Here is a 21,544-nt window from a genome sequence, read left to right as displayed (position 1 = left end):
GCGCCGCAGCTCCCCTTCTCCCCTTGTGGGAGAAGGTGGATCGGCGCGCAGCGCCGAGACGGATGAGGGGTGTTCCAGCGGAGTGAGGCGCTGGCTTTCCCTGGAACACCCCTCATCCGTCGCCTTCGGCGACACCTTCTCCCACAAGGGGAGAAGGGGAAGTCGGTGCCGCCTGCTCTGTACAATGGCGGCTGCAGGAAGTACGAACGCCCAAATTCGTTCGGCTGGCGCAGTGCCGGCCTTGTGCTCCGCGACGAGCACAGAACCCCGAATCCCGAAAGAACAAGATGTCCAGTTTCGAAACCATCGTGCCTGCGCTTGCAGAGGCGTTGCAAAACCGCGGCTATGTCGAGCTGACCGCAGTGCAGAAAGCGGTGCTGGCGCCCGAGCTTGGCGTGGCCGACGCGCTGGTCTCCGCGCAGACCGGCTCCGGCAAGACCGTCGCCTTCGGTCTTGCCCTGGCACCGAGCCTGCTCGGCGGCGCGGAACGCTTCGCCGATGCCGGCGCGCCGCTGGGGCTGGTGGTGGCGCCGACGCGCGAGCTGGCGCTGCAGGTGCGGCGCGAGCTGGAATGGCTCTACGCGCTGACCGGCGCGACTGTGGCGTCCTGCGTCGGCGGCATGGATATGCGCAGCGAGCGGCGCGCGCTGGAGCGTGGCGCCCACATCGTCGTCGGCACGCCCGGCCGGCTGCGCGACCACATCAGTCGCGGCGCGCTCGACATGTCGGCGCTGAGGGCCGTGGTGCTGGACGAGGCCGACGAGATGCTCGACCTCGGCTTCCGTGAGGACCTCGAATTCATCCTCGACGCCGCGCCCGCCGAGCGGCGCACGCTGATGTTTTCCGCCACCGTGCCGCGCTCCATCGCCGCGTTGGCGAAGAACTACCAACGCAATGCCGTGCGCATCTCGGCCGGCGGCGAGGCAAAGCAGCATCTCGACATCGAGTACCGGGCGCTTTCCGTGGCGCCGGCCGATCGCGAGAACGCCATCATCAACGTGCTGCGCTACTACGAGGCACAGAACGCGATGGTGTTCTGCAACACCCGCGCCGCCGTCAACCATCTCACCGCGCGCTTCAACAACCGCAATTTCTCGGTCGTGGCGCTTTCGGGCGAGCTCAGCCAGAACGAGCGCAGCCACGCGCTGCAGGCGATGCGCGACGGCCGCGCAAAAGTCTGCATCGCCACCGACGTGGCGGCGCGCGGCATCGACCTGCCCAATCTCGACCTGGTCATCCATGCCGACCTGCCGACCAATCCTGAAACGCTGCTGCATCGCAGCGGGCGCACCGGGCGGGCCGGGCGAAAAGGCGTGAGCGCGCTGATCGTGCCGGGCAACGCCCGGCGGCGCACCGAGCGGCTGCTTGCCAATGCCGGCCTGACCGCAACCTGGGCGCGCCCGCCCTCTGCCGACGAGGTGCTGCGCCGCGACGACGAGCGCATCCTGGCCGATCCGGCGTTCGGCGAACCGATCAAGGACGAGGAGCGCGATTTCGCCGCCGCTCTTCTCGAGCGGCATGGCGCCGAGCTGGTGGCCGCCGCTTTCGTGCGGCTCTGCCGCGGCAGCCGCTCGGCGCCCGAGGACCTGCTCGAGATCGCGCCGTTCGCGCCGTCAAAGGAGAAGGCCGCGCGCAGGGACGAAGCGCCCGGCCGCCGCGACGAGTTCGGCGACAGCGTCTGGTTCTCGCTGTCGGTGGGACGCCGGCAGAATGCCGAGCCGCGCTGGCTGATCCCCATGCTGTGCCGCAGCGGCAACATCTCCAAGCGCGAGATCGGCGCCATCAAGATGCAGCCGGAGGAAACCTTCGTGCAGATCGCGGCCGACTGGGCCGACCGGTTCCTTGCGGCGATCGGCCCCGACCGCAAATTGCAGGGCAGCATCGCCGTGAAGCGGCTGGACGGCACGCCGGACCTGTCGCGAGCCGGCTACCAGCCGCCGAAGCCGGAGAAGAAGCCGCATCGCGGCAAGCGCGCTTTCGACCAAGGCGCCGCCCAAGGTGCTCACAAGCCGAAGTTCGAGAAGCGCGCGCCTGCCGATCAGCGCACTCCATTCGAAGCAAAGCCGTGGGCCAGCAAATCCGGTAAACCGGCCAAGCCGAAATTCGACAAGCCAGGGCGGGCGAAGAACAAGAAATCGAAGAAACGACCAGCGTAGGTTCGCAATTAAAGTTGGTAGCTGACCGGCGGGAACATCGGCAACCTTCTTCGGCAGCAAATCGCGACCTTCGAGATCGGCGGAAGCGGCTGAACTTCGTCATCCACGGGCGGAGCGGGAGCGAAGCGGACGCGTAGACCCGAGGATCCATTCCGTGACCTCGCGCGAAGAGTAGAGACGACGCAGAACAGAGGTCGTTCTGGACCGCTGAAACGCTCATAGGTCACGGTATGGATTCTATGGTCTGCGCTGCGTCGCTTCGCTCCTTGCTCCGCCATGGAATGACGAAGGTGTGGTGCCCGCGAAGTGGCGCTGCTGCGTATGACGCTTGCGAACGGCCGCGACTTTGGACAGTCTGGACCACGCGATGCGGGGGACACGGCGATGCGCGGCGAAGTTCTTCACTACGACCAGGAGCAAGGCTTTGGTTTCATCGCCGGCGCCGACGGCAAGCGCTATAGCTTCGCGCGCGAGGACCTGCGCCGCGAGATGGCGCTGGCGAGAGGCGCCGAAGTCGAATTCCAGCCGAACGGCGACCGGGCGAGCAACGTTTTTTCCGTCCGCGCCCGTGCGACCGGTCCGATGGAGAGCGCAGCTCCCATCGCGGCGGCCACCGTTCCCTTGCCGGGCAGCGCGCCCATAGCGCCTACCCATTTTGGCCGCAACGCCGAGAGCGGGGCGGTGGAATCCACCGGCCTGTGGAGCTATTTCTGGCGCGGCCTGACCACGAACTACGTCAACTTCTCCGGCCGTGCCCGTCGCAAGGAGTTCTGGGGCTTTTGCCTGTTCTGGACGATCGGCCTCGTCGTCGCCATCGGCGTCGGGCTGACCGTGGACCTGTCGCGCGGCGAGGGCGGCGCCGACGAGCCGATCGTCATGCTCTGCCTTATCGGCCTCTTCTTCCTGTTGACGTTCCTGCCGTGGATCTCGCTCATCGTGCGCCGCCTGCACGATCTCGGCCTGACCGGCTGGCTCGTGATCCTCTGCCTCCTGCCCTATGTCGGTGGACTCGCCACCTTGGTCTTCGCGCTGATCCCCACCCAGGCCGGCGACAACAAATGGGGACCGGTGCCGGCCGGAGTGAGGTTCTAGGCGCGGGCGCCGTCCGCGCCGAAGCTGTCAGCCGAGGAACTTGGCGATGATGGCGTCGCCCATCTGAACGGTGCCTACCTCGGTCATGCCTTCGGACATGATGTCCTTGGTGCGCAGGCCGTCGTCGAGCACGGCGGCGATTGCCGCTTCGAGCTTGTCGGCTTCCGCCACCATGCCGAAGGAATAGCGCAGGCACATGGCGAAGGAGGCGATCATCGCGATCGGGTTGGCGATGCCCTTGCCGGCGATGTCGGGCGCCGAGCCGTGCACCGGCTCGTAGAGCGCCTTGCGCTTCTTGGTCTTGACGTCCGGCGCGCCGAGCGAGGCCGAAGGCAGCATGCCGATCGAGCCGGTGAGCATGGCGGCGATGTCGGAGAGCATGTCGCCGAACAGATTGTCGGTGACGATGACGTCGAACTGTTTCGGCCAGCGCACAAGCTGCATGCCGCCGGCATCGGCCAGCATGTGGTCGAGCTTGACGTCGCTGTATTTGGCCTTGTGCGTCTGGCTCACCACCTCGTTCCACAGCACGCCCGACTTCATGACGTTGCGCTTTTCCATCGAGGTGACGTGGTTCTTGCGCGTGCGCGCCAATTCGAAGGCGACGCCCGAGATGCGCTCGATCTCGAATGTGTCGTAGACCTGGGTGTCGATGCCGCGCTTCTGGCCGTTGCCGAGATCGATGATCTGCTTCGGCTCGCCGAAATAGACCCCGCCAGTCAGCTCGCGCACGATCAATATGTCGAGGCCCTCGACCACGTCCTGCTTGAGCGAGGAGGATGCCGCGAGCGCCGGATAGCAGATCGCCGGGCGAAGATTGGCGAACAGTTCCATGTCCTTGCGCAGGCGCAAAAGCCCGGCCTCGGGCCGCACCTCGTAAGGCACCTTGTCCCATTTCGGCCCGCCGACGGCGCCGAACAGGACTGCATCCGCCGCCATCGCCTTTGCCATATCGGCATCGGAGATCGCCGCGCCATGCGCGTCGTAGGCGCAGCCGCCGACCAGCCCCTCGTCGGTGACGAAACCGCTGCCGAGCTTCGCGTTCATGGCGCCAATCAACTTCTTCACCTCGGCCATGGCCTCGGGGCCGATGCCGTCGCCGGCGAGCAGGAAGAGATTTTTGGAAGCCATGGAGAAACGTCCCGGAGAGAGAGAATTGAACCGCGGCCTTGCTAAACGGCTAGCGCTTGCCGCGCAAGCCGGAAGAGGACAACCTCGTTACTTGGCGATCCTTCGCACCCCCCTCTGCCCTGCCGGGCATCTCCCCCGCAAGGGGGGAGATTGGCAGCTTCGCCGCCGGCCATCTCTTTCAGACGTCAAAAATTGGCGAAAAGGCAGATGGCGTCCAATCTCCCCCCTTGCGGGGGAGATGGCCGGCAGGCCAGAGGGGGGTGCTGTCCCGCCGACGTCTCGCAAACTGCAGCGCCAACGAGAGAAGCCCTCACCGGTGCGAGAGAATATTCACCAAGCGCCCGAACGGGTCGCGCACATAGAAGCGCCGCACGCCCCAGGGCTCGTCGGCCGGCCCGTATTCGATGGCGAAGCCGGCGGCCTTCATGGCATCGAGCGCCTCATCGACATTGTCGACCTCGATCGAGAGGTCGGGCACCGGCGTGCCAGAGCCGCCTTGCGCCATGAAGCTGACTTGGATGGTCATGCTGCCCTGCGAGCCGTAAGTGGCGATCCAGCCCATATCCATGAGCAGATCGAGGCCGAGGACGTCCTGATAGAAGCGCTTTGCCGCCGCGATGTCGGGCGTTTCGATATTGGCGACAATGCGCCTGACCTTCACCATGAGCAACTCCTTGCCTTATGCGTGTCCGGGAGCCCTCCGCATTTTGGGCGACTGTATCAGGCCGTTCGCCGCAGCGCCGTCACCTCGATCTCGATCTTCATCTCCGGCTTGTTGAGCTGGCAGACGATCATCGTCGCCGCCGGGCGGATGTCGCCGAACACCTCGCCGAGGATCGGGAAGACGACGTCAACATAGGACTGGTCGGTGATGTAGTAGTGCGCCCGCACGACATCGGCCATGTCGAAGCCGCCGTCGGCCAATGCCTTTGCGATGGTCGCGAGACAGTTGCGCGTCTGCGCCTCGACCGTCTCGGGCATGGTCATCGTGGCATAGTCGTAGCCGGTCGTTCCCGACACGAAACACCAGTCGCCCTGCACCACCGCGCGCGAATAGCCGGCGGTTTTTTCGAAGGGGGAGCCGGTGGAGATGAGCTTGCGCATGGGGTGCCTCGCGTTTTGTTGCGGGCATTCTGCGGGGACGGCGGCAATCTGGCCATAGGCCAAGCAATGCGGATTTGAGGTGCAAAAATCTCTTTGATGCTGGCGGGACAGTACCCCCCTCTGGCCTGCCGGCCATCTCCCCCGCAAGGGGGGAGATCAGCAGCTTCGGCAGGCCACCATTCTTGCAACATTGAAGATTAGCGAAAGTCGTGGTGACGACCGATCTCCCCCCTTGCGGGGGAGATGCCCGGTAGGGCAGAGGGGGTGGGAAGGATCGCGGCGATGGTCATTTCCCGCTGGTACGCGACCCACGGCCGGCACCATTGCCAAAACCCTAATTCCCCGACCCCTGCGCCTCGTCCAGCGCCTTCTTGATATCCGCCGGCCAGCTTTTCATGTCGGGCCAGGCCTGCGGTTCGCCATTGTCGCCGCGGCGGGCGAAATAGACCTGATGCTTGACCGGGTCGACCGCCATGAAGCCGTCATTGCCGCCGCAGTCATGCGGCACGCAACCGCTGGCGTAGAAAGCGCCGGAAGCGGTCTTTTCGGTGCCGCCGCCGACCAGCAGGCTGGTCGCCATGTCGGGCATGTCCTTTCCGAGCAGCGCCTCGCCGGCCTTGTAGACGGCCTCGTTGTGGAAGGCGTCGATGATGTTGTCGTATTTCGACGGATCGACATCCTTCCAGTCGGTGCCCGGTTCCGGCGTATAGGTCAGGTTGCCGGACGTCGTCAGTCCGCCGGTCGGCGACCATTGCAGCGCCGGCCGCGATTCGCCGGGCAGGAGATAGGGCACGTAATAGATGTCGCTGTCGGAAACCGCGGCCGGCGGCGCGCCGCACTCGTCCTGCTCGACCGTGGTGGTCTGGATCTCGCCGCCCTCCGTCTTCCAGGCGATGACGCTGGCCGGGCCGCATTGGTTGCCGCCATCGCCGACATCGAACAGCGCCACCTTGACCCCGCCGACCTCGACGATCTTCTCGAAGAAGACGTCGTAATTGCTGGCGAGCTGCTTGCCGTCATAGGCCAGCACCTTCTCGCCATACTGTTCCTGCTGGGTGATGGTGAACTGGCCGCCTTCGAACGGGATCGGCGCCTGCTTGTCGTCCTCGGCCTGGGTCGCATTGGCGGTGTTCGAGGGGTCAGCGGCGTCGCCGGACGGATCCTCTGCCGGTACGAGCACGTTGTCGGTCTGTGCATGGGCGCCGGCCACCGGCATCAACACCCACACCAACGCGCAAGCGCCAGCCAGAAGCGAGTGTGTCATGACTGTCCCTCCATTCAGCCGCCACGAACCCGGCCGCTTGCGGCCGGGTCTATCCGTTCAACGCTTCAGGCCCAGGGGCGCAGCTCAGCGTTTTTCTTCTCGAACGAAGCGATGGCGCCGGCCTTCTCCATGGTCAGCCCGATGTCGTCGAGGCCGTTCAGCAAGCAGTGGCGCTTGAAGTCGTCGAGATCGAACTTGACCACGCCGCCATCCGGCCCGCGGATTTCCTTCGCTTCGAGATCGATCGACAGCGTCGCATTGGAGCCGCGCGAGGCGTCGTCCATCAGCTTGTCGAGATCTTCCGGGCTCACCGTGATCGGCAGGATGCCGTTCTTGAAGCAGTTGTTGTAGAAAATGTCGGCGAACGAGGTCGAGATCACGCAGCGAATGCCGAAATCGAGCAGCGCCCAGGGCGCATGCTCGCGGCTCGAGCCGCAGCCGAAATTGTCGCCGGCGACCAGGATCTGCGCCTTGCGGTAGGCCGGCTTGTTGAGCACGAAATCCGGGTTCTCCGAGCCGTCGTCCTTGTAGCGCATTTCGGCGAACAGGCCGGTGCCAAGTCCGGTGCGCTTGATCGTCTTCAGATAATCCTTCGGGATGATCATGTCGGTGTCGACATTGACGATCGGCATGGGCGCGGCGACGCCGGTGAGCTTGGTGAATTTGTCCATGGTCCTTGCCCGTCTCGGTTTTGCGGGAATTGCTGGCGCACGCTTTACACAAAGCGGCCGGCAAATGAAAGGCAACTGTTGGCAGTTGAGTTTGGGCCATCGGACACAAGGTCGGCATCGCCTGCTTTCAAAACGTCGATCGATCGGGCACCTTGGCGGCATGGCGCCGACTTCGAAGGTCCTCTACGCAAGCGAGCCCACGCTCGATGTTGCCGAATTCCGCCGCGTGCTGGTGGAATCCGGCCTCGGCGAAACACGGCCGGTCGATGACGAGGCCCGCCTGAAGACGATGCTCGGCAATGCCAATCTGGTGCTGACCGCGCGTCTCGATGTCGAGGGCAGGCCGCTTGTCGGCCTCGCGCGCGCCATCACCGACTTCTCCTGGGTCTGCTACATTTCCGAGCTCGCCGTGTCCGCCTCGGCGCAAGGGCTCGGCATCGGCAAGGGCCTGATGGACGAGGCGCGTCGGCAACTCGGCCCTGCGGTCGGCATCAGCCTGATCTCGTTGCCCGACGCCGTCGGTTTTTACGAGCGCATCGGCATGAAACGCATGACCGACGCTTTCTGGTTCTCCCGCAAGCACTGACGCCATTCACCGGCAAGTGATTGCTTGGGTTTGTCACGCCGCTTGACATGCAACCAAATGGTTGCATATTAAGGCCATGAGCATGGATGCCGTCTTTCGCGCCTTGGCCGACCCGACACGTCGGCAATTGCTGGACAGCCTCTATGCCCGGAACGGGCAGACGCTGAATGCGCTCTGCGAACGGATGGACATGACACGCCAGGCGGTGACCAAGCACCTGGCGATTCTGGAAGAAGCGAACCTCGTCACCACCGTCCGCCGGGGCCGCGAGAAGGAGCACTACCTCAACCCCGTTCCGATCAACGAGATCGCCGAGCGCTGGATCGGCAAGTTCGAGCGCCATCGGCTGGATGCATTGAGCGACCTGAAGAAGCGGCTTGAAAGGGAAGAGCCATGAGCGACAACAGTTTCGTCTACGTCACCTATATCCGCACCACGCCCGAAAAGCTTTGGACGGCATTGACCGACCCCGAGTTCAACCGGCAGTTCTTCCTCTGCTCCTATCAGGAGAGCGACTGGAAGGTGGGCTCGAGCTGGAAGCTGATCTTCCCCGACGGCCGCGTCGCCGACTCGGGCGAGATTCTCGAGATCGACCCGCCCAGGCGTCTCGTCATCAAATGGCGCAACGAATGGATGCCGGAGCTGAAGGAAGACGGCTACACGCGCTGCACCTTCACCATCGAGCAGGACGGCGATTTGATGAAGCTTGCCGTCACCCACGAGGCCGACGGACCGCACAGGCTGATCGAGAACGTCGCCAAGGGCTGGCCGCTGGTCCTGGCGAGCCTGAAGAGCCTGCTCGAGACCGGCAAGGGTTTCGAGCGCCCGCCGTCAAAGGGCTGAGGCATCGTTTCGAAATCGAAACGAAAGGAGGTTGCGATGATGCTCGGGCATTCCTGGCCGCAGGCCATGGCGAACACCGAGACGGTCATGGCTTCGGCAGAAATCCTTGCCCCTCCCGAGCAAGTTCTTGCCGCGCTCGTCACGGATGAGGTCGGGCGCTGGTGGGGCTCGGCGGACACCTACCGGATGATTGGCTGGGCCGCCGATCTTCGCGTCGGCGGCCGATGGAATGTCACCGTGAAGACTGCCGACGGCGGGCATCTTCCCGTCAGCGGGAGATTTGTCGAGATCGAGATGCCGCGCCGCATCGTGCAGACGAGGCGCTACGAGCGGGACCATCCGACGCTCGGCCGCCACGAGACCACCGTCGCCTATCTGCTGGAACCGACCGTGGCCGGCACGCAGCTCACGATCTGCCACGGCGGTTTCGCCGGCTTCCCGGACGCCGCGGCCGAGCATGCCGAAGGCTGGGCAAGAGTGCTTGGGTGGCTGCAACGATATTTTGGCGAGGGAAAGCAGGCGGCTTAGCGCCTCCCCCTTCTCCCCTTGTGGGAGAAGGTGGATCGGCGCGCAGCGCCGAGACGGATGAGGGGTGTTCCAGCGGAGTGAGACCGGTGTTCCCTGGAGCACCCCTCATCCGTCGCCTTCGGCGACACCTTCTCCCACAAGGGGAGAAGGGGGCGCTCCTCAAATCACATTCAGCTCCCGGAACGCCCGGCCCTCCGCAACGCGCCCATACCCGAACGCCGTGCAATCCACCGTCCGATACCCGCCATGCACGATGAGCTCGGAGAGCGCCTTGCCGACCGCCGGCGCCTGCTGCAGGCCGTGGCCGGAGAAGCCGTTGGCGAAGAGGAAGTTTTCGACCTCCGGATGCGGCCCGATCACCGCGTTCTGGTCGAGCGTGTTGTAGTCGTAATGCCCGACCCAGGCGCGCGTCGGCTTGATCGCCTCGAAGGCGGGGATGCGGGTGGCGAGTACCGGCCAGATCACCTCTTCGAACAGTGGCCAGTTGACCTCGAAATCCTTGGGATCGGGTGCGTGATCGCCTTCCTCTGGTTCGGCGCCGCCGGTGATGTAGACCGAGCCTTCCGGCCGCACATAGATGCCGGAGGGATCGACCAGCAGCGGCATGTCGGCGTATTTCTCGCGCGCCTCGAAGACGAAGACGTTGCGCTTGCGCGGCTCGACCGGCAGCTCGAGCCCGGCAAAAGCGGCGACCTTGCCGGCGTTCGGGCCGGCGGCGTTGACAATAATGCCGGCTTCAAGCGCCTCGCCATTGTCGAGGCTCACGCTCGCGACGCGGTTGCCCTGGCGCGCGATGCCCGTGACCGAGGCCGTGATGAGGTCGATGTTCTTCTCGCGCAGCGCCTTGCGGAACAGCATCAGCATCGCATGCGCGTCGAACCAGCCTTCGCCGCTGCGGCCATAGGCGCCGGCTGAAATACCCTCGGCCGACAGCCAGGGGAAGCGGCGCGTGAGTTGGTCGGCGTCCTCCAGCACGATATCGGCGCCCTCGGCGATCTGCGCCTCGTGATTGGCCTTGAGGATCGGCAGGCCCGCCTCGCCGGCGAGGATCAGATAACCGCCTTCGCGAAAACCGATGTCGGCATCGGCGCCGAAAGTCTCCTTCAGGCGCCGGAACAGTTTCAGCGTGAACTGCGACAGGCGGATGTTTTCCGGGATCGAGAATTGCTGGCGGATGGAGGCGCAGGACAGCGTCGTCGCCGCATGGGAGAATTGCGGATCGCGCTCGATCAGCGCGATGGAGCCGGTAAAGCCCTCTTCGCGCAGATAGTAGGCGACCGAGGAACCGACGATGGCTCCGCCGATGATGACGATGTCGTAGCGCACTTGTCTCTCCGATCCACCCGGTCCTCACGCGACCGGCAAATTGATCTCGAAGCGCGTGCCGCGCTCGCTGTCAACCAGCCTGATCGTGCCATCATGGGCTTTCAGGAGGGCCAGCACGATGCCCAGCCCCATGCCGGTGCCGCCGGCCTCGCGCCTTGTGGTGAAGAACGGCTCGAACACTTTTGCGCGGTTGCTGACCGAAATGCCGTCGCCGTCGTCGCCGAAATGGACGGCCGCCCTTTCGCCTGCGCTTTCGGCACCGATCGTAACCTGCTTGGCGCCGTGCCTGGCTGAATTGTCGATGAGGTTGGCGAGCACGATCGCCAGATTCTCGCCCGAGATGCCAAGGCCGGTATTGCCGCCCTCGGTGCGCACCTCCAGCCTGGCATCGACCGGCAGCAGGGCCAGCGCGGCATTGAGCGTCGTGCTTTCGCCGCTCGGCGCGAGGTTTTCGGCGCGCGCCAGCTCCAGCAGCCGCCGCACCAGGAGATTGAGCCGGCCGGCATCGGTAACGATGTTGTTGGAGAAACGCCGCCGCTCGGCCTCGTCCATCGTCCCGCCGGAATCCCTGAGAAGCTCCGCCGCGCCCTGGATCGCCGTCAGCGGCGATTTCAGCTCGTGCGAGACATGGGTGGCGAAGGTCTGGATGCTGTCGGAGCGCGCCTGCAGTTTTTGCGCCATGTCGAGGAAAGCGGCCGACAGTTCCGCCATCTCGCGCGTGCCGTGATGATCGAGCGGCCTGATCGCCTCGCGATCGCCGGCGGCGATGCGCTTTGTCCGCTCGATCAGCGCATAGATCGGCCGGCTGACGGTGCGGATGAACACCAGCGCGATCAGCAACGTGCCGCCGAGAATCGCGATTGCCGCAAGCGTGACCTTGCCGCGCTCGCCGTAGAGATGCTTGACGATGTTGTTCGGCGTCCGCGACAGATAGACCACGCCGGCGACTCGGCCTTCGACCTCGACCGGCAGGGCGACGAAGACGCGTACCTTGGTGCCGCGGCTCACCGAATAGAGCGGCGGTGGCGGCTGGTCGGGGATCCTTAAGCGGAGCTCGCTGGCATAGACGCCGGAGAGCGCCCTCCCTACCTCCTCGACCTTGCCGAGCGACAAGCCCAATTCGTCGCCGCCGGCAATGACCACGCCATGCGGATCAAGCAGGCGGAAGCCGGCGAGCGTCGTCTTCTGCGTCTCGTCGAGGATGCCGTTAAGCCGCGCGCCGATCGCCGCGAAGGCCGGATCGGCGGTCGCGGGAAGCGCCGCCGGCCGCGACGGCATGACATCATCGGAAGCCAGATCGAGCTGCGGCTCGATCGGCTGGTAGGGATAGTTGCTGTCCCTTGCAGGATCAGCCGAGATCGGCGCGCCCAACCGTTCCGGGGCAATGCCGGCCGCGCGCACCGCGTCGGCATAAACTGCTGCGACGACCGCGCCCTGCGCGATGAGCTCGCCCTCGGTCTGGCGGATCAGCTGGTTCTCATAGAGCCGGAAGAAGAACAGCCCGACAAGCGGCAGCGCCATCACCACGATCAGGATGGCGACGACGACGGTGGCGAGCCGCGGCCGCCAGCTTTCCTTGCTCAACCACCGCATCGGCCGAGCCGGAAGCCGACGCCATGCACGGTCGCGATCGCATCCACGCAGCCGACCGCCGCCAGCTTGGCGCGGATGTTGCGGATATGGCTGTCGACGGTGCGTTCCGAGACGTGGATGTTGGAGGCATAGGCATTGGCCATCACCGCGTCGCGGCCGAGCACATGCTGCGGCCGGGCGAGGAAGCCTTTCAGAATTGCGAACTCGATCGCCGTCAAGGTGAGCGGCTTGCCTTCAAAACTCGCCGCATGGCTGGCCGGCACCAGCATGAGCTTGCCATGCGCGAACTGCCGGCCGTCCGCTTCTTCCTCCACCGCCACTGGGCGGGCGCGCCGCAGGATGACGTTGACGCGGGCGACCAGCTCGCGCGGGCTGAACGGCTTCGTCACATAGTCGTCGCCGCCCATCTCCAGCCCCAGGATGCGGTCGATTTCTTCGTCGCGCGCCGACAGGAACAGCACCGGCACGTCGGAGCGTTGCCGGAGCCGCCGGCACACTTCCAGCCCGTCCATCTCCGGCATGCCGATGTCGAGCACGATGAGGTCGGGCGCGCGGCGCTCGACCGCCTGCAGCGCCGCTGCGCCGTCGGCCACGGCAGCCGTCTTCATGCCGGCCTTTTCCAGCGCGAAGCAGATGATCTCGCGGATATGCGGATCGTCGTCGGCGACGAGGATATTGTGCGGCATGGATCAAAGGTCCGGCGAATGGGGTTTGGTGACGGCAGGATTAGCAAGCGCGCCGCGCTTGTCGAGAGTGCGGCGGCGCAATTGCCAGTCGCGAAAATTCCAGGCGCACCGGTTTTCCCAGGCGGCGCGCGCCCGTCATGGCCGGGCTTTCCTGGCCTTCCGAACGATCCGCCGCGATCTCGGCACAAAGGCCAGCAACGTCGCCGTGGGGCGAACCCTTTGCGGCTCGGCGAGCCACCAGCCTTCGTTGCGGAGGCGCCGGGGCAGGGACCAGCGGGATTTGTGATGTGTTCGCATGGCGCCCTGTGTGGCTGACCGGAACGGAAAGCTGACGGCGGATCGGAGGAGGTTTTCCGCAAGGATTTGCAGTTTTCGTGCAGGGCGCTGCCGCTATCTCCCCCCTCGAGGGGGAGATGGCCGCGAAGCGGCCAGAGGGGGTCGTCTCGCGTAGATCGCCAGCGTCATTTCTCGTCGCGCAAGGCGCCGGCGCTTCACGCGCGGGGACCCCCTCTGTCGCCTTCGGCGACATCTCCCCCTCAAGGGGGGAGATTACTCCGCGCCTTGCCTCGCCCCGCTCCAATCGGCATAGATCGATCATGACCAGTGACCCCTACCGCCCGCGCCGCTCGGTGCTTTACATGCCCGCCTCCAACGACAAGGCGCTGGCGAAGATCGCCTCGCTTGCCTGCGACGCCGTGATCATCGACCTCGAGGACGGCGTGGCACCCGCCGACAAGGTTTCAGCCCGCGACAAACTTGCAGGCGTCTTGGCCGCGCGTCCGCAGCGGCGCTGCGAGATTGTGGTTCGCATCAATCCGCTCGGATCCGAATGGGGCATCGACGACCTGCTGGCCGTCGCCAAGGCCGGGCCGGACGGTATTCTCCTGCCCAAGATCGGCACACCGCGCGACATCCTCGAGGCCGGCGACCTGCTCGACGACAATTTCGCGCCCGACACGGTGAAGCTGTGGGCGATGATCGAAACGCCCAAGGCGCTGCTCAACATCGGCCCCATCGCCGAACTTGGTCGCGACCCGGCTTCCCGCTTGGCTTGTTTCGTTGCCGGAACGAACGACCTGGTGAAAGCGACGGGCATTTTGGCAACGCCCGACCGGCGTTATCTCATGCCTTGGCTGATGCAGCTTGTGCTCGCCGCCCGCGCCGGCGGCCTCGACGTGATCGACGGCGTCGCCAATGATTTTCGCGACCTAGACGCCCTGGCGCGAGAGTGCGCCGAGGCCGCCGCCATGGGTTTTGATGGCAAGTCGCTGATCCACCCCGCCCAGATCGAGCCGGCGAACCGCGCCTTTTCGCCGGCGCCGGAGGCGCTGGCCGCGGCGCGCGCGATCCGGGATGCGTTCTCGCGGCCCGAAAATGCCGGCAAGGGCGTCATTGCGCTGGACGGCCGCATGGTCGAGCGGCTGCATCTGGCCGAGGCCGAGAAACTTCTGGCGAAGGCCGCAATCATCGGCGCATGATGCGCTGGAGCAATTCCAGGAAAAGTGCGTAGCGGTTTTCCGTCCGGAATTGCGTCAAAACAAAGGAATAGAATGTCGCCCAAAAGTGCAGCGGGCGACATTCATAGTTCATAGACAGACATTGGTCATGACAGGGTCGAAAAAATGAAACTTTACCGCTTTCTGTCCGGTCCGGACGACGCCACCTTCTGCCACAAGGTGACGGCGGCCCTTAACAAGGGCTGGCACCTGTTCGGCTCGCCGACCTATGCCTATGACAAGACGACCAAGTCGATGCGCTGCGGCCAGGCCGTGGTGAAGGACGTCGAAGGCCAGGAATACACCGCCGACACCAAGCTCGGCGATTGGTAGGGATGGAGCGGCGCCCCTCTCACTTCGTCCTAAGGCGGAGCAAGGATCGAAAGCCTTGAGATTAGGCGATAAGAAAAGGAACTGTGACGCCGCGTTCCTTCACACCCCCCCTCTGGCCTGCCGGCCATCTCCCCCTCAAGGGGGGAGATCAGATCGTCGCCTTTGATTTCGCCAACTACCAGCGTTGAATGAAAAGCACCGTCGAGGGAAGCTGCCAATCTCCCCCCTTGAGGGGGAGATGGCCGGCAGGCCAGAGGGGGTGGCTTGGCGCCAGCCTGTATGGCTTAGCCCTCACCCCGCCGCCGTCTGTTCGGCCGCTTCCTCGATCCGCTCCATGTCGTCGTCCGACAGGCCGAAATGGTGGCCGATCTCGTGGATCAGCACATGGGTGACGATGTCGCCCAGCGTCTCGTCATTCTCGGCCCAGTAGTCGAGGATGGCGCGGCGATAAAGCGTGATGCGGTTCGGTCCCTCGCCGGTCTGCGGGTTCCAGCGCTCGGCGATGCCGCGCCCCTCGAACAGGCCGAGCAGGTCGAAGGGCGTTTCCAGCGACAGGTCGTCCATGATCTCGTCCGTCGGAAAATCGGCGATCTGGATGACGATGTCGCCGGTGAGCTGGCGGAACTCTTCCGGCAGATGGGCATAGGCCTCCAGCGCCAGAAGCTCCATTTCCTCCATCGATGGCGAGAGCTGATCGTGCCAGGTGCGGGTCTTGTAGATGCGGGCCATAAGGTTTTCCTTTGATCCCGGCATATAGGCTTTCGCGCCGATTGAGGCAAATGAGCCGGCAGGCAGGCTACTTGGAGGGCAAAGGGCAAAGGAATAAATTCCTTGTGACTCCGCTTGACTCTTTCAAGGCCCTCTGGAATCTATAAGAACATAACAGGAACAATTGCTGCCGGAAGTGAACGTCATGGCGATGAGCGCCGTGGCGCGGGACACTGTTTTTGCCCTGCGCCGCCAGATCGCGAAGATCGAGGGAACGCTGCCCGAGCGCCTGGAAGCGCCGGCGCGGAGCGCATCCATCGATGCCGCCGGATTGGACATCACCCCCGGGACCAACATCATCCGGCGCGGCCTCGCCGTGGCGCCGCAGGATGCCTTCCTGCACACCGGCATCGAACGCCTCGACACAGCCCTCGGCGGCGGCCTGCCCAAGGCGGCGCTCAGCGAAATCCATGGGTTGGAGACCCGCGATGCCGGCGCCGTCGCCGGCTTTGCGCTGTCGCTCGCCAGCCTGATCCTCAGAGAAAAGCAGGGCCTGCCGATCCTCTGGGTCGGCACCGCCGAGATCTTCCGCGAGGCCGGCTTTCCCTATGCGAGCGGGCTCCATGCCCTCTTCGGCATCGAGCCGGAGCAATTGCTGTTTTCCGAAGCGCCGAAGCTCTTGGACGCGCTGTGGATCGCCGAGGAGGCCGCCCGCATGACGGCCTTCGCCGCCGTCATGCTCGAGATCCGCGGCAGCCCGCGGCTTCTCGACCTCACCGCCACGCGCCGCCTGCACGCCCGGGCTCAGAATGCCGGCAGGCCGGTGCTGCTTTTGCGCCAGGCCGGCGAGGCCGAGCCCACCGCCGCGCCGGTGCGCCTCATCGTCTCGGCAGCGCCGGCGGCGAGCCGCAAGACGGTCGCCGGCCCGCTCGCCGGCTCGATCGGCCGCCCCGCCTTCACCGTCGATATCGGCAAGAGCCGCACGGCCCTGCCCGGACAATTCACACTGGAGTGGAACCCCGATGAGCACGCTTTTGCGGAAAGAAGGCCCCAGGAAGAGCGGGCAGAGAATCCTGTCGCTGTGGTTCCCCTACCTCTGCGCGGAGCGGATCCTGCGCCAGCGTCTGGGGCGGTCCTGGCGTTCCCGGCCGTCGCATCACCTGCCCCCGCCTCACCCACCGCTGGTGATCAGCCATCGCGACAGCAACGCCCAGCGCATCGCGGCCCTCGACGAGCGGGCTGAGGCGCTGAAGCTGAAACGCGGCATGGGCATTGCCGACGCGCGCGCCATGCACCCGTCGATCGATGTGGTGGAGGCCGACCCGGAGGCCGACCGCCGCCTGCTCGAGGGCCTTGCCGACTGGTGCGACCGCTACACGCCGCTGGTGGCGATCGACGGCGAGGACGGGCTGTTCCTCGACGTCACCGGCTGCACGCATCTGTTCGGCGGCGAGCGCGCCATGCAGGACGAGATCCTCACCCGCTTCTTCCAGCAGGGTTTCGACGTCCGCGCCGGCCTTGCTTCCACGCCGGGGGCCGCCTGGGCGGCGGCGCGCTTCCATGGCGACCGCATCGTAGCCTTCGGCGAGGAGGAGGCGCTGCTTGCGCCCCTGCCGCTTTCGGCGCTGCGCATCGCGCCGGAAACCCGCGCCAGCCTCGAAAGCGTTGGCCTGCGCACGGCGGGCGCCGTGATGGCCGCGCCCCGCGCGCCGCTCGCCCGCCGCTTCGGCGCCACCTTGCTTCTGCGCCTCGACCAGGCACTCGGCCGCATCGACGAGGCCGTGTCGCCGCGCCTGCCGGTGGCGCCGCTCTCGGTCGAGCGCCATCTTGCCGAACCGGTCGTGCTCACCGACGACATCGAGCGGCTGGTGAGCCGGCTTGCCGTGGCCTTGAAAACCGACCTCGAACGCCGCGGCGAGGGCGCCAGGGCGCTCGCCCTTCTCCTCTTCCGCGTCGACGGCGCCGTCAGCCGCGTCACGGTCGGCACCTCACGCCCGCTGCGCGAGCCGACGCTGATCAGGCGGCTCTTCCACGAAAGGCTTGCAGCGCTTGAACAGGACATCGACGCCGGCTTCGGCTTCGACCTCGTGCGGCTCTCCGTGCTTTCGGTTGCCGCCTTCGACATGCTGCAGGGCGACCTTACCGGCGAAATGGTCGACGACGATGCCGACATCGCTTTGTTCGCCGACCGCATCCGCGCCCGCCTCGGCGACGCCGCCGTGCTGAAGCCGGTGGTCGTCGAAAGCCATCTGCCGGAGCGCGCCGTGACCACGGTTCCTTTCGCGGAAGCACCGCAAAGGCGCATGCCGGCGACCGGCCGGGCAGCGCCGCCGATGACCATCTATCCGCCGGAGCGGCCGGTGCGGCTGTTCCGCTCACCCGAGCCGATCGAGGTGCCGGCGACCGAAATGCCCGAGGGCCCGCCGATGAATTTCCGCTGGCGGCGCGCGCTTTACCGTGTCGCCCGCGCCGAAGGGCCGGAGCGCATCGCCGCCGAATGGTGGCGAAAACTGCCCGGCGAGGAGGAAGCGCCGACCCGCGACTATTACCGCATCGAGGACAGCGAAGGGCGTCGCTACTGGCTCTACCGCCAGGGCCTCTACGGCGCCTCGCAGGCCTCGCCGCGCTGGTTCATGCACGGGGTGTTCGCATGAACGCGCTGACCGCCATCCCCTATGCCGAGTTCGGCATCCAGTCGAATTTCTCCTTCCTGCGCGGCGCCTCCAAGCCCGAGGAGCTGGTGGTCACGGCGAAATTCTACAGCTTTGCCTCGATCGGGCTTGCCGACAGGAACACGGTTGCCGGCGTCGTGCGCGCCTGGCAGCAGGCCAAGGTCGAGAAGCTGGCCTATTACCCCGGCTGCCGCCTGGTTTTCCGCGACGGCACCCCGGACGTCCTCGCCTACCCCCACGACCGCAAGGGCTGGGGACATCTCTGCCGCATGCTGACGCAAGCCAATCTGCGCGACGAGAACGAGAAGGGCGCGACGCTGCTTGAATTGAGCGACCTGCTCGAATGGGGCGATCGGATGTCGCTGGCGGTCCTGCCCAGTCTGTCGACGAGCGCGGAAAACGATCTGTCGCTCATTAGCCGGCTTAAGGATCGCTTCGGCTCGGCGCTCCGGCTGGCCGTGGCGCCGGATTATGGCGGCAATGACCGCTTCCGCATCGAGCAGGCGGCGGCGATGGCCGATCATGCGCGGGTTCCGCTGATGGCGACCAATGACGTACTCTATCATGCCGCCGACCGCCGGCCGCTGCAGGACGTGCTCACCGCGATCCGCCTCAACACGCCGGTTTCCGAGGTCGGACTGGAGCTGACGGTGAATGCCGAGCGCCATCTGAAGCCGCCGCTGGAAATGGCGCGTCTGTTCCGCCGGCACCCGCAGGCGCTGGCTGAAACGCTGCGCTTCGCCGACGAGCTCACATTCTCGCTCAGCGACCTCGAATATAATTATCCGGACGAGCCGACCGAATCCGGCCTCGGACCGCAGGCCGAGCTCGAGCGGCTGGCGCGGGAAGGGGCTGCCGTCCGATACCCGGCCGGTGTTCCCGCCCATGTCACGCGGCGCATCGAGGAAGAGCTCGCGCTCATCGAGCGGCTGAACTACGCGCGCTATTTCCTGACCGTCCACGACATCGTGAAGTTCGCCCGCAGCCAGAGCATCCTTTGCCAGGGGCGCGGTTCGGCCGCCAATTCGGTCATCTGCTTCTGCATCGGCATCACCGAAGTCGGCCCCGACCGGATCGACGCGCTCTTCGAGCGCTTCATCTCCGAGGAGCGCAACGAGCCGCCCGACATCGACGTCGACTTCGAGCATGAAAGGCGTGACGAAGTCATCGCCTACATCTACGACAAATACAGCGCCAAGCGCACCGCACTCGCGGCCGCCGTCATCAGCTATCGCGGCCGTTCGGCCTTGCGCGAAGTGGCGAAAGCCATGGGCCTCTCCGAGGACGTCCGCAGCGCTCTGTCGAGCACCATCTGGGGCTGGTCGACCTCGGAGCTCGGCGAAAGGGAGACCGATGCCGGCGGCCTCGACCGCGCCGACCCGCTGTCCAGCCAAGTGCTGGAGCGCGCCAACGAGATCATGGGCTTTCCCCGCCACCTCTCGCAGCATGTCGGCGGCTTCGTCATCACCCGCGACCGGCTCGACGAGGTCGTGCCCATCGTCAAGACGGCGATGGACGAGCGCAAGATGGTCGAATGGGACAAGGACGACCTCGACGCGGTGAAGATCCTCAAGGTGGATGTGCTGGCGCTCGGCATGCTGACTTGCCTGAAACGCGCCCTGACCTTGCTGACGCGGCATTATCCGGAAGCGCGCGATGAATACGGCCGTCCCTATGATCTGAACTCGCTGCCACCGGAGGACGATCGCGTCTACGCCATGATCTGCCGGGCCGACACGCTGGGCGTCTTCCAGATCGAGTCGCGCGCCCAGATGTCGATGCTGCCGCGGCTGCGGCCGCAGAATTTCTACGATCTCGTCATCGAAGTGGCGATCGTGCGGCCCGGCCCGATCCAGGGCGACATGGTGCATCCTTATCTGCGCCGCCGGCAAGGCAAGGAGAAGCCCGAATACCCGAAGCCCGAGCTGGAAGAGATCCTCGGCAAGACGCTTGGCGTGCCGCTGTTCCAGGAACAGGCGATGAAGATCGCCATCGTCGCCGGCGGCTTCAGGCCGGGCGAGGCCGACGAATTGCGCCGCGCCATGGCCACCTTCAAGCGCACCGGCACGATCGGCAACTACCGCCAGCGGATGATCGACGGCATGGTCGCCAAGGGCTACGAGAAGGAGTTCGCCGAGCGCTGCTTCAAGCAGATCGAAGGCTTTGGCGAATACGGCTTTCCCGAAAGCCATGCCGCGTCCTTCGCGTTGCTGGTCTATGCCTCCTGCTGGTTCAAGACCTTCTATCCCGACGTCTTCTGCGCCGCGATCCTGAACGCGCAGCCGATGGGTTTCTATCAGCCGGCCCAGCTCGTCCGCGACGCGCGCGACCATGGCGTCGAGGTGCGCGAGGTCGACGTCAACCACTCCGTCTGGGACTGCACGCTGGAACAGGCCGCCTTCGATTCGTCCCGCATCCTCGAGCGTCATGCCTCGATGCGCGGCGTCATCGAGGCGGCTCATGCGGTCAGGCTTGGCTTCCGCCAGATCAAGGGCCTGTCCGAGGAGCGGATGGAGGCCGCCGTCGCCCGGCGCGGCAAAGGCTATCGATCGGTCAGGGATCTCTGGCTGCGGTCAGGCCTCGATGTCGGGGAGATCGAAAGGCTGGCCGAGGCCGACGCCTTCCGCTCGCTCGGCCTCGACCGCCGCGCCGCGCTCTGGGAAGTGCGCGCGCTCGACGGCAGGAGTGCTGCCGAAAAGCTGCCGCTGTTCGACCAGCCCACGCTTCGCCTGCGTGAGCTGGAGCCGGAAACGAAGCTGCCGAAAATGCCGCTCGGCGAGCATGTCGTCCACGACTACCGTGCGCTCGGCCTGTCGCTAAAGGAGCACCCCGTCGCCTTCCTGCGCGAGCGGCTCGACCGCGCCGGCATCACGCCCAATGCCCGCCTGCCGTCGGTGCGCGACGGCCGCCGCGTCTCCGTCGCCGGCCTGGTGCTGGTGCGCCAGCGCCCCAGCAAGGGCAATGCGATCTTCCTCACCCTGGAGGATGAAAAGTCGATCGCCAACGTCATCATCTGGCCGCGCGTCTTCGACCGCTTCCGCTCTATCATCATGGGCGCGCGCTTCATCCGCGTCACCGGCAAGCTGCAGCATGAATCGGACGTCATCCACATCGTCGCCGACAGGATCGAGGACCTGACCTCCTGGCTGAGCGTACTGCTGCAGGCGCTCACCATCGAGCATCAGCCCGCCGAGTCATCGAATGGACCGGAGCGCTCCGCGAGCCGCGGCCTGCCGGTCCGTCAGGACATCGCCGCGCTGTCGGATACCGCACAGCAGGTCATGCCAAGGGGACGGAATTTTCAGTGAGGCGTAGAGGCCGTTGGCCTCGAGCGGAGCAAGGAGCGAAGACCCTG

20 protein-coding genes are annotated in these 21,544 nt (G+C 65.7%); 11 read left to right on the top strand and 9 right to left on the bottom strand.

Annotation, left to right across the window (positions count from 1 at the left end; all coding sequences use genetic code 11):
- Nucleotides 1–287 precede the first annotated feature (287 nt).
- Together EJ070_RS09610 and EJ070_RS09605 are read left to right on the top strand one after the other, a co-directional pair.
- A complete protein-coding gene (locus EJ070_RS09610) occupies nucleotides 288–2,156 on the top strand; it encodes a DEAD/DEAH box helicase (RefSeq protein ID WP_126091134.1) in 1,869 nt (622 codons plus the stop codon).
- A gap of 384 nt (nucleotides 2,157–2,540) precedes the next feature.
- Nucleotides 2,541–3,248 (top strand): DUF805 domain-containing protein, encoded by a 708-nt coding sequence (locus EJ070_RS09605; RefSeq protein ID WP_126091133.1) that lies wholly within the window; start codon nucleotides 2,541–2,543, stop codon nucleotides 3,246–3,248.
- Between the two features lie 27 nt (nucleotides 3,249–3,275).
- Here EJ070_RS09605 and leuB read toward each other — a convergent pair whose 3' ends face one another.
- The 5 genes from leuB to leuD all read right to left on the bottom strand — a co-directional run bounded on the left by leuB (nucleotide 3,276) and on the right by leuD (nucleotide 7,418).
- Complete coding sequence (leuB, locus tag EJ070_RS09600; RefSeq protein ID WP_126091132.1) at nucleotides 3,276–4,379, bottom strand: 3-isopropylmalate dehydrogenase; 1,104 nt, start codon at nucleotides 4,377–4,379, stop codon at nucleotides 3,276–3,278.
- Nucleotides 4,380–4,689: 310 nt separating this feature from the next.
- Nucleotides 4,690–5,040, bottom strand: coding sequence for a VOC family protein (locus EJ070_RS09590; RefSeq protein ID WP_126095697.1), 351 nt, complete (start codon nucleotides 5,038–5,040; stop codon nucleotides 4,690–4,692).
- Nucleotides 5,041–5,099: 59 nt separating this feature from the next.
- Nucleotides 5,100–5,483 (bottom strand): RidA family protein, encoded by a 384-nt coding sequence (locus EJ070_RS09585; RefSeq protein ID WP_126091131.1) that lies wholly within the window; start codon nucleotides 5,481–5,483, stop codon nucleotides 5,100–5,102.
- Between the two features lie 334 nt (nucleotides 5,484–5,817).
- Nucleotides 5,818–6,747, bottom strand: coding sequence for a hypothetical protein (locus EJ070_RS09580; protein ID WP_126091130.1), 930 nt, complete (start codon nucleotides 6,745–6,747; stop codon nucleotides 5,818–5,820).
- A gap of 65 nt (nucleotides 6,748–6,812) precedes the next feature.
- Nucleotides 6,813–7,418 carry a 3-isopropylmalate dehydratase small subunit gene (leuD, locus tag EJ070_RS09575; protein ID WP_066991643.1) on the bottom strand — a complete coding sequence of 202 codons (606 nt, stop codon included), beginning with the start codon at nucleotides 7,416–7,418 and terminating at the stop codon, nucleotides 6,813–6,815.
- 160 nt (nucleotides 7,419–7,578) lie between these two features.
- Here leuD and EJ070_RS09570 point away from each other — a divergent pair, with 160 nt between their 5' ends.
- The 4 genes from EJ070_RS09570 (at nucleotide 7,579) to EJ070_RS09555 (ending at nucleotide 9,375) form a co-directional block, all read left to right on the top strand.
- Nucleotides 7,579–8,004 carry a GNAT family N-acetyltransferase gene (locus EJ070_RS09570; protein WP_126091129.1) on the top strand — a complete coding sequence of 142 codons (426 nt, stop codon included), beginning with the start codon at nucleotides 7,579–7,581 and terminating at the stop codon, nucleotides 8,002–8,004.
- Between the two features lie 76 nt (nucleotides 8,005–8,080).
- Nucleotides 8,081–8,401: a metalloregulator ArsR/SmtB family transcription factor gene (locus EJ070_RS09565; RefSeq protein WP_095809696.1), complete on the top strand. Its 321-nt coding sequence runs from the start codon at nucleotides 8,081–8,083 to the stop codon at nucleotides 8,399–8,401.
- Entirely contained in the window at nucleotides 8,398–8,847 is a 450-nt protein-coding gene (locus EJ070_RS09560; RefSeq protein ID WP_126091128.1) for an SRPBCC family protein, read from the top strand. Before EJ070_RS09565 ends, EJ070_RS09560 begins: the two co-directional genes overlap by 4 nt.
- A gap of 36 nt (nucleotides 8,848–8,883) precedes the next feature.
- Nucleotides 8,884–9,375 (top strand): SRPBCC domain-containing protein, encoded by a 492-nt coding sequence (locus EJ070_RS09555; RefSeq protein ID WP_245464841.1) that lies wholly within the window; start codon nucleotides 8,884–8,886, stop codon nucleotides 9,373–9,375.
- 159 nt (nucleotides 9,376–9,534) lie between these two features.
- Here EJ070_RS09555 and EJ070_RS09550 read toward each other — a convergent pair whose 3' ends face one another.
- From EJ070_RS09550 to EJ070_RS09540, 3 genes are read right to left on the bottom strand one after another with little or no spacing between them, the layout of a single operon-like run.
- Nucleotides 9,535–10,701, bottom strand: coding sequence for an FAD-binding oxidoreductase (locus tag EJ070_RS09550; RefSeq protein ID WP_126091127.1), 1,167 nt, complete (start codon nucleotides 10,699–10,701; stop codon nucleotides 9,535–9,537).
- A gap of 24 nt (nucleotides 10,702–10,725) precedes the next feature.
- On the bottom strand, nucleotides 10,726–12,294 hold the full coding sequence (locus tag EJ070_RS09545; protein ID WP_126091126.1) for an ATP-binding protein: 1,569 nt from the start codon (nucleotides 12,292–12,294) through the stop codon (nucleotides 10,726–10,728).
- Nucleotides 12,282–12,980, bottom strand: a complete 699-nt coding sequence (locus EJ070_RS09540; RefSeq protein ID WP_126091125.1) for a response regulator transcription factor — start codon at nucleotides 12,978–12,980, stop codon at nucleotides 12,282–12,284. Before EJ070_RS09540 ends, EJ070_RS09545 begins: the two co-directional genes overlap by 13 nt.
- A 596-nt stretch (nucleotides 12,981–13,576) precedes the next feature.
- Here EJ070_RS09540 and EJ070_RS09535 point away from each other — a divergent pair.
- Both EJ070_RS09535 and EJ070_RS09530 read left to right on the top strand, forming a co-directional pair.
- A complete protein-coding gene (locus EJ070_RS09535; protein ID WP_126091124.1) occupies nucleotides 13,577–14,458 on the top strand; it encodes a CoA ester lyase in 882 nt (293 codons plus the stop codon).
- A gap of 144 nt (nucleotides 14,459–14,602) precedes the next feature.
- Entirely contained in the window at nucleotides 14,603–14,809 is a 207-nt protein-coding gene (locus EJ070_RS09530) for a DUF1737 domain-containing protein (RefSeq protein WP_126091123.1), read from the top strand.
- A gap of 291 nt (nucleotides 14,810–15,100) precedes the next feature.
- Here EJ070_RS09530 and EJ070_RS09520 read toward each other — a convergent pair whose 3' ends face one another.
- Nucleotides 15,101–15,538, bottom strand: a complete 438-nt coding sequence (locus EJ070_RS09520) for a metallopeptidase family protein (RefSeq protein WP_126091122.1) — start codon at nucleotides 15,536–15,538, stop codon at nucleotides 15,101–15,103.
- A 184-nt stretch (nucleotides 15,539–15,722) separates the two neighbouring features.
- Here EJ070_RS09520 and EJ070_RS37010 point away from each other — a divergent pair, with 184 nt between their 5' ends.
- From EJ070_RS37010 to EJ070_RS09505, 3 genes are read left to right on the top strand one after another with little or no spacing between them, the layout of a single operon-like run.
- A complete protein-coding gene (locus tag EJ070_RS37010; RefSeq protein ID WP_126091121.1) occupies nucleotides 15,723–16,760 on the top strand; it encodes a hypothetical protein in 1,038 nt (345 codons plus the stop codon).
- A complete protein-coding gene (locus EJ070_RS09510) occupies nucleotides 16,702–18,171 on the top strand; it encodes a DUF6504 family protein (protein ID WP_126091120.1) in 1,470 nt (489 codons plus the stop codon). The genes EJ070_RS37010 and EJ070_RS09510 overlap by 59 nt, the downstream gene beginning before the upstream one ends.
- Nucleotides 18,168–21,497, top strand: a complete 3,330-nt coding sequence (locus EJ070_RS09505; RefSeq protein WP_126091119.1) for an error-prone DNA polymerase — start codon at nucleotides 18,168–18,170, stop codon at nucleotides 21,495–21,497. Before EJ070_RS09510 ends, EJ070_RS09505 begins: the two co-directional genes overlap by 4 nt.
- The last annotated feature ends 47 nt before the right edge of the window (nucleotides 21,498–21,544 follow it).

This window comes from Mesorhizobium sp. M1E.F.Ca.ET.045.02.1.1 (assembly GCF_003952485.1).
Taxonomy (GTDB): domain Bacteria; phylum Pseudomonadota; class Alphaproteobacteria; order Rhizobiales; family Rhizobiaceae; genus Mesorhizobium.
The sequence above is the reverse complement of the archived record's forward strand: the minus strand, read 5'-3'. Positions and strand labels throughout refer to the sequence as shown.

What these genes read in the sequence shown, in the direction of transcription:
- EJ070_RS09610 (WP_126091134.1), top strand. Translation starts at nt 288, where the DNA reads ATGTCCAGTTTCGAAACCATCGTGCCTGCGCTTGCAGAGGCGTTGCAA.
- EJ070_RS09605 (WP_126091133.1), top strand. Translation starts at nt 2,541, where the DNA reads ATGCGCGGCGAAGTTCTTCACTACGACCAGGAGCAAGGCTTTGGTTTC.
- leuB (WP_126091132.1), bottom strand. Translation starts at nt 4,379, where the DNA reads ATGGCTTCCAAAAATCTCTTCCTGCTCGCCGGCGACGGCATCGGCCCC.
- EJ070_RS09585 (WP_126091131.1), bottom strand. Translation starts at nt 5,483, where the DNA reads ATGCGCAAGCTCATCTCCACCGGCTCCCCCTTCGAAAAAACCGCCGGC.
- EJ070_RS09580 (WP_126091130.1), bottom strand. Translation starts at nt 6,747, where the DNA reads ATGACACACTCGCTTCTGGCTGGCGCTTGCGCGTTGGTGTGGGTGTTG.
- leuD (WP_066991643.1), bottom strand. Translation starts at nt 7,418, where the DNA reads ATGGACAAATTCACCAAGCTCACCGGCGTCGCCGCGCCCATGCCGATC.
- EJ070_RS09570 (WP_126091129.1), top strand. Translation starts at nt 7,579, where the DNA reads ATGGCGCCGACTTCGAAGGTCCTCTACGCAAGCGAGCCCACGCTCGAT.
- EJ070_RS09565 (WP_095809696.1), top strand. Translation starts at nt 8,081, where the DNA reads ATGAGCATGGATGCCGTCTTTCGCGCCTTGGCCGACCCGACACGTCGG.
- EJ070_RS09560 (WP_126091128.1), top strand. Translation starts at nt 8,398, where the DNA reads ATGAGCGACAACAGTTTCGTCTACGTCACCTATATCCGCACCACGCCC.
- EJ070_RS09555 (WP_245464841.1), top strand. Translation starts at nt 8,884, where the DNA reads ATGATGCTCGGGCATTCCTGGCCGCAGGCCATGGCGAACACCGAGACG.
- EJ070_RS09545 (WP_126091126.1), bottom strand. Translation starts at nt 12,294, where the DNA reads ATGCGGTGGTTGAGCAAGGAAAGCTGGCGGCCGCGGCTCGCCACCGTC.
- EJ070_RS09540 (WP_126091125.1), bottom strand. Translation starts at nt 12,980, where the DNA reads ATGCCGCACAATATCCTCGTCGCCGACGACGATCCGCATATCCGCGAG.
- EJ070_RS09535 (WP_126091124.1), top strand. Translation starts at nt 13,577, where the DNA reads ATGACCAGTGACCCCTACCGCCCGCGCCGCTCGGTGCTTTACATGCCC.
- EJ070_RS09530 (WP_126091123.1), top strand. Translation starts at nt 14,603, where the DNA reads ATGAAACTTTACCGCTTTCTGTCCGGTCCGGACGACGCCACCTTCTGC.
- EJ070_RS09520 (WP_126091122.1), bottom strand. Translation starts at nt 15,538, where the DNA reads ATGGCCCGCATCTACAAGACCCGCACCTGGCACGATCAGCTCTCGCCA.
- EJ070_RS37010 (WP_126091121.1), top strand. Translation starts at nt 15,723, where the DNA reads ATGGCGATGAGCGCCGTGGCGCGGGACACTGTTTTTGCCCTGCGCCGC.
- EJ070_RS09505 (WP_126091119.1), top strand. Translation starts at nt 18,168, where the DNA reads ATGAACGCGCTGACCGCCATCCCCTATGCCGAGTTCGGCATCCAGTCG.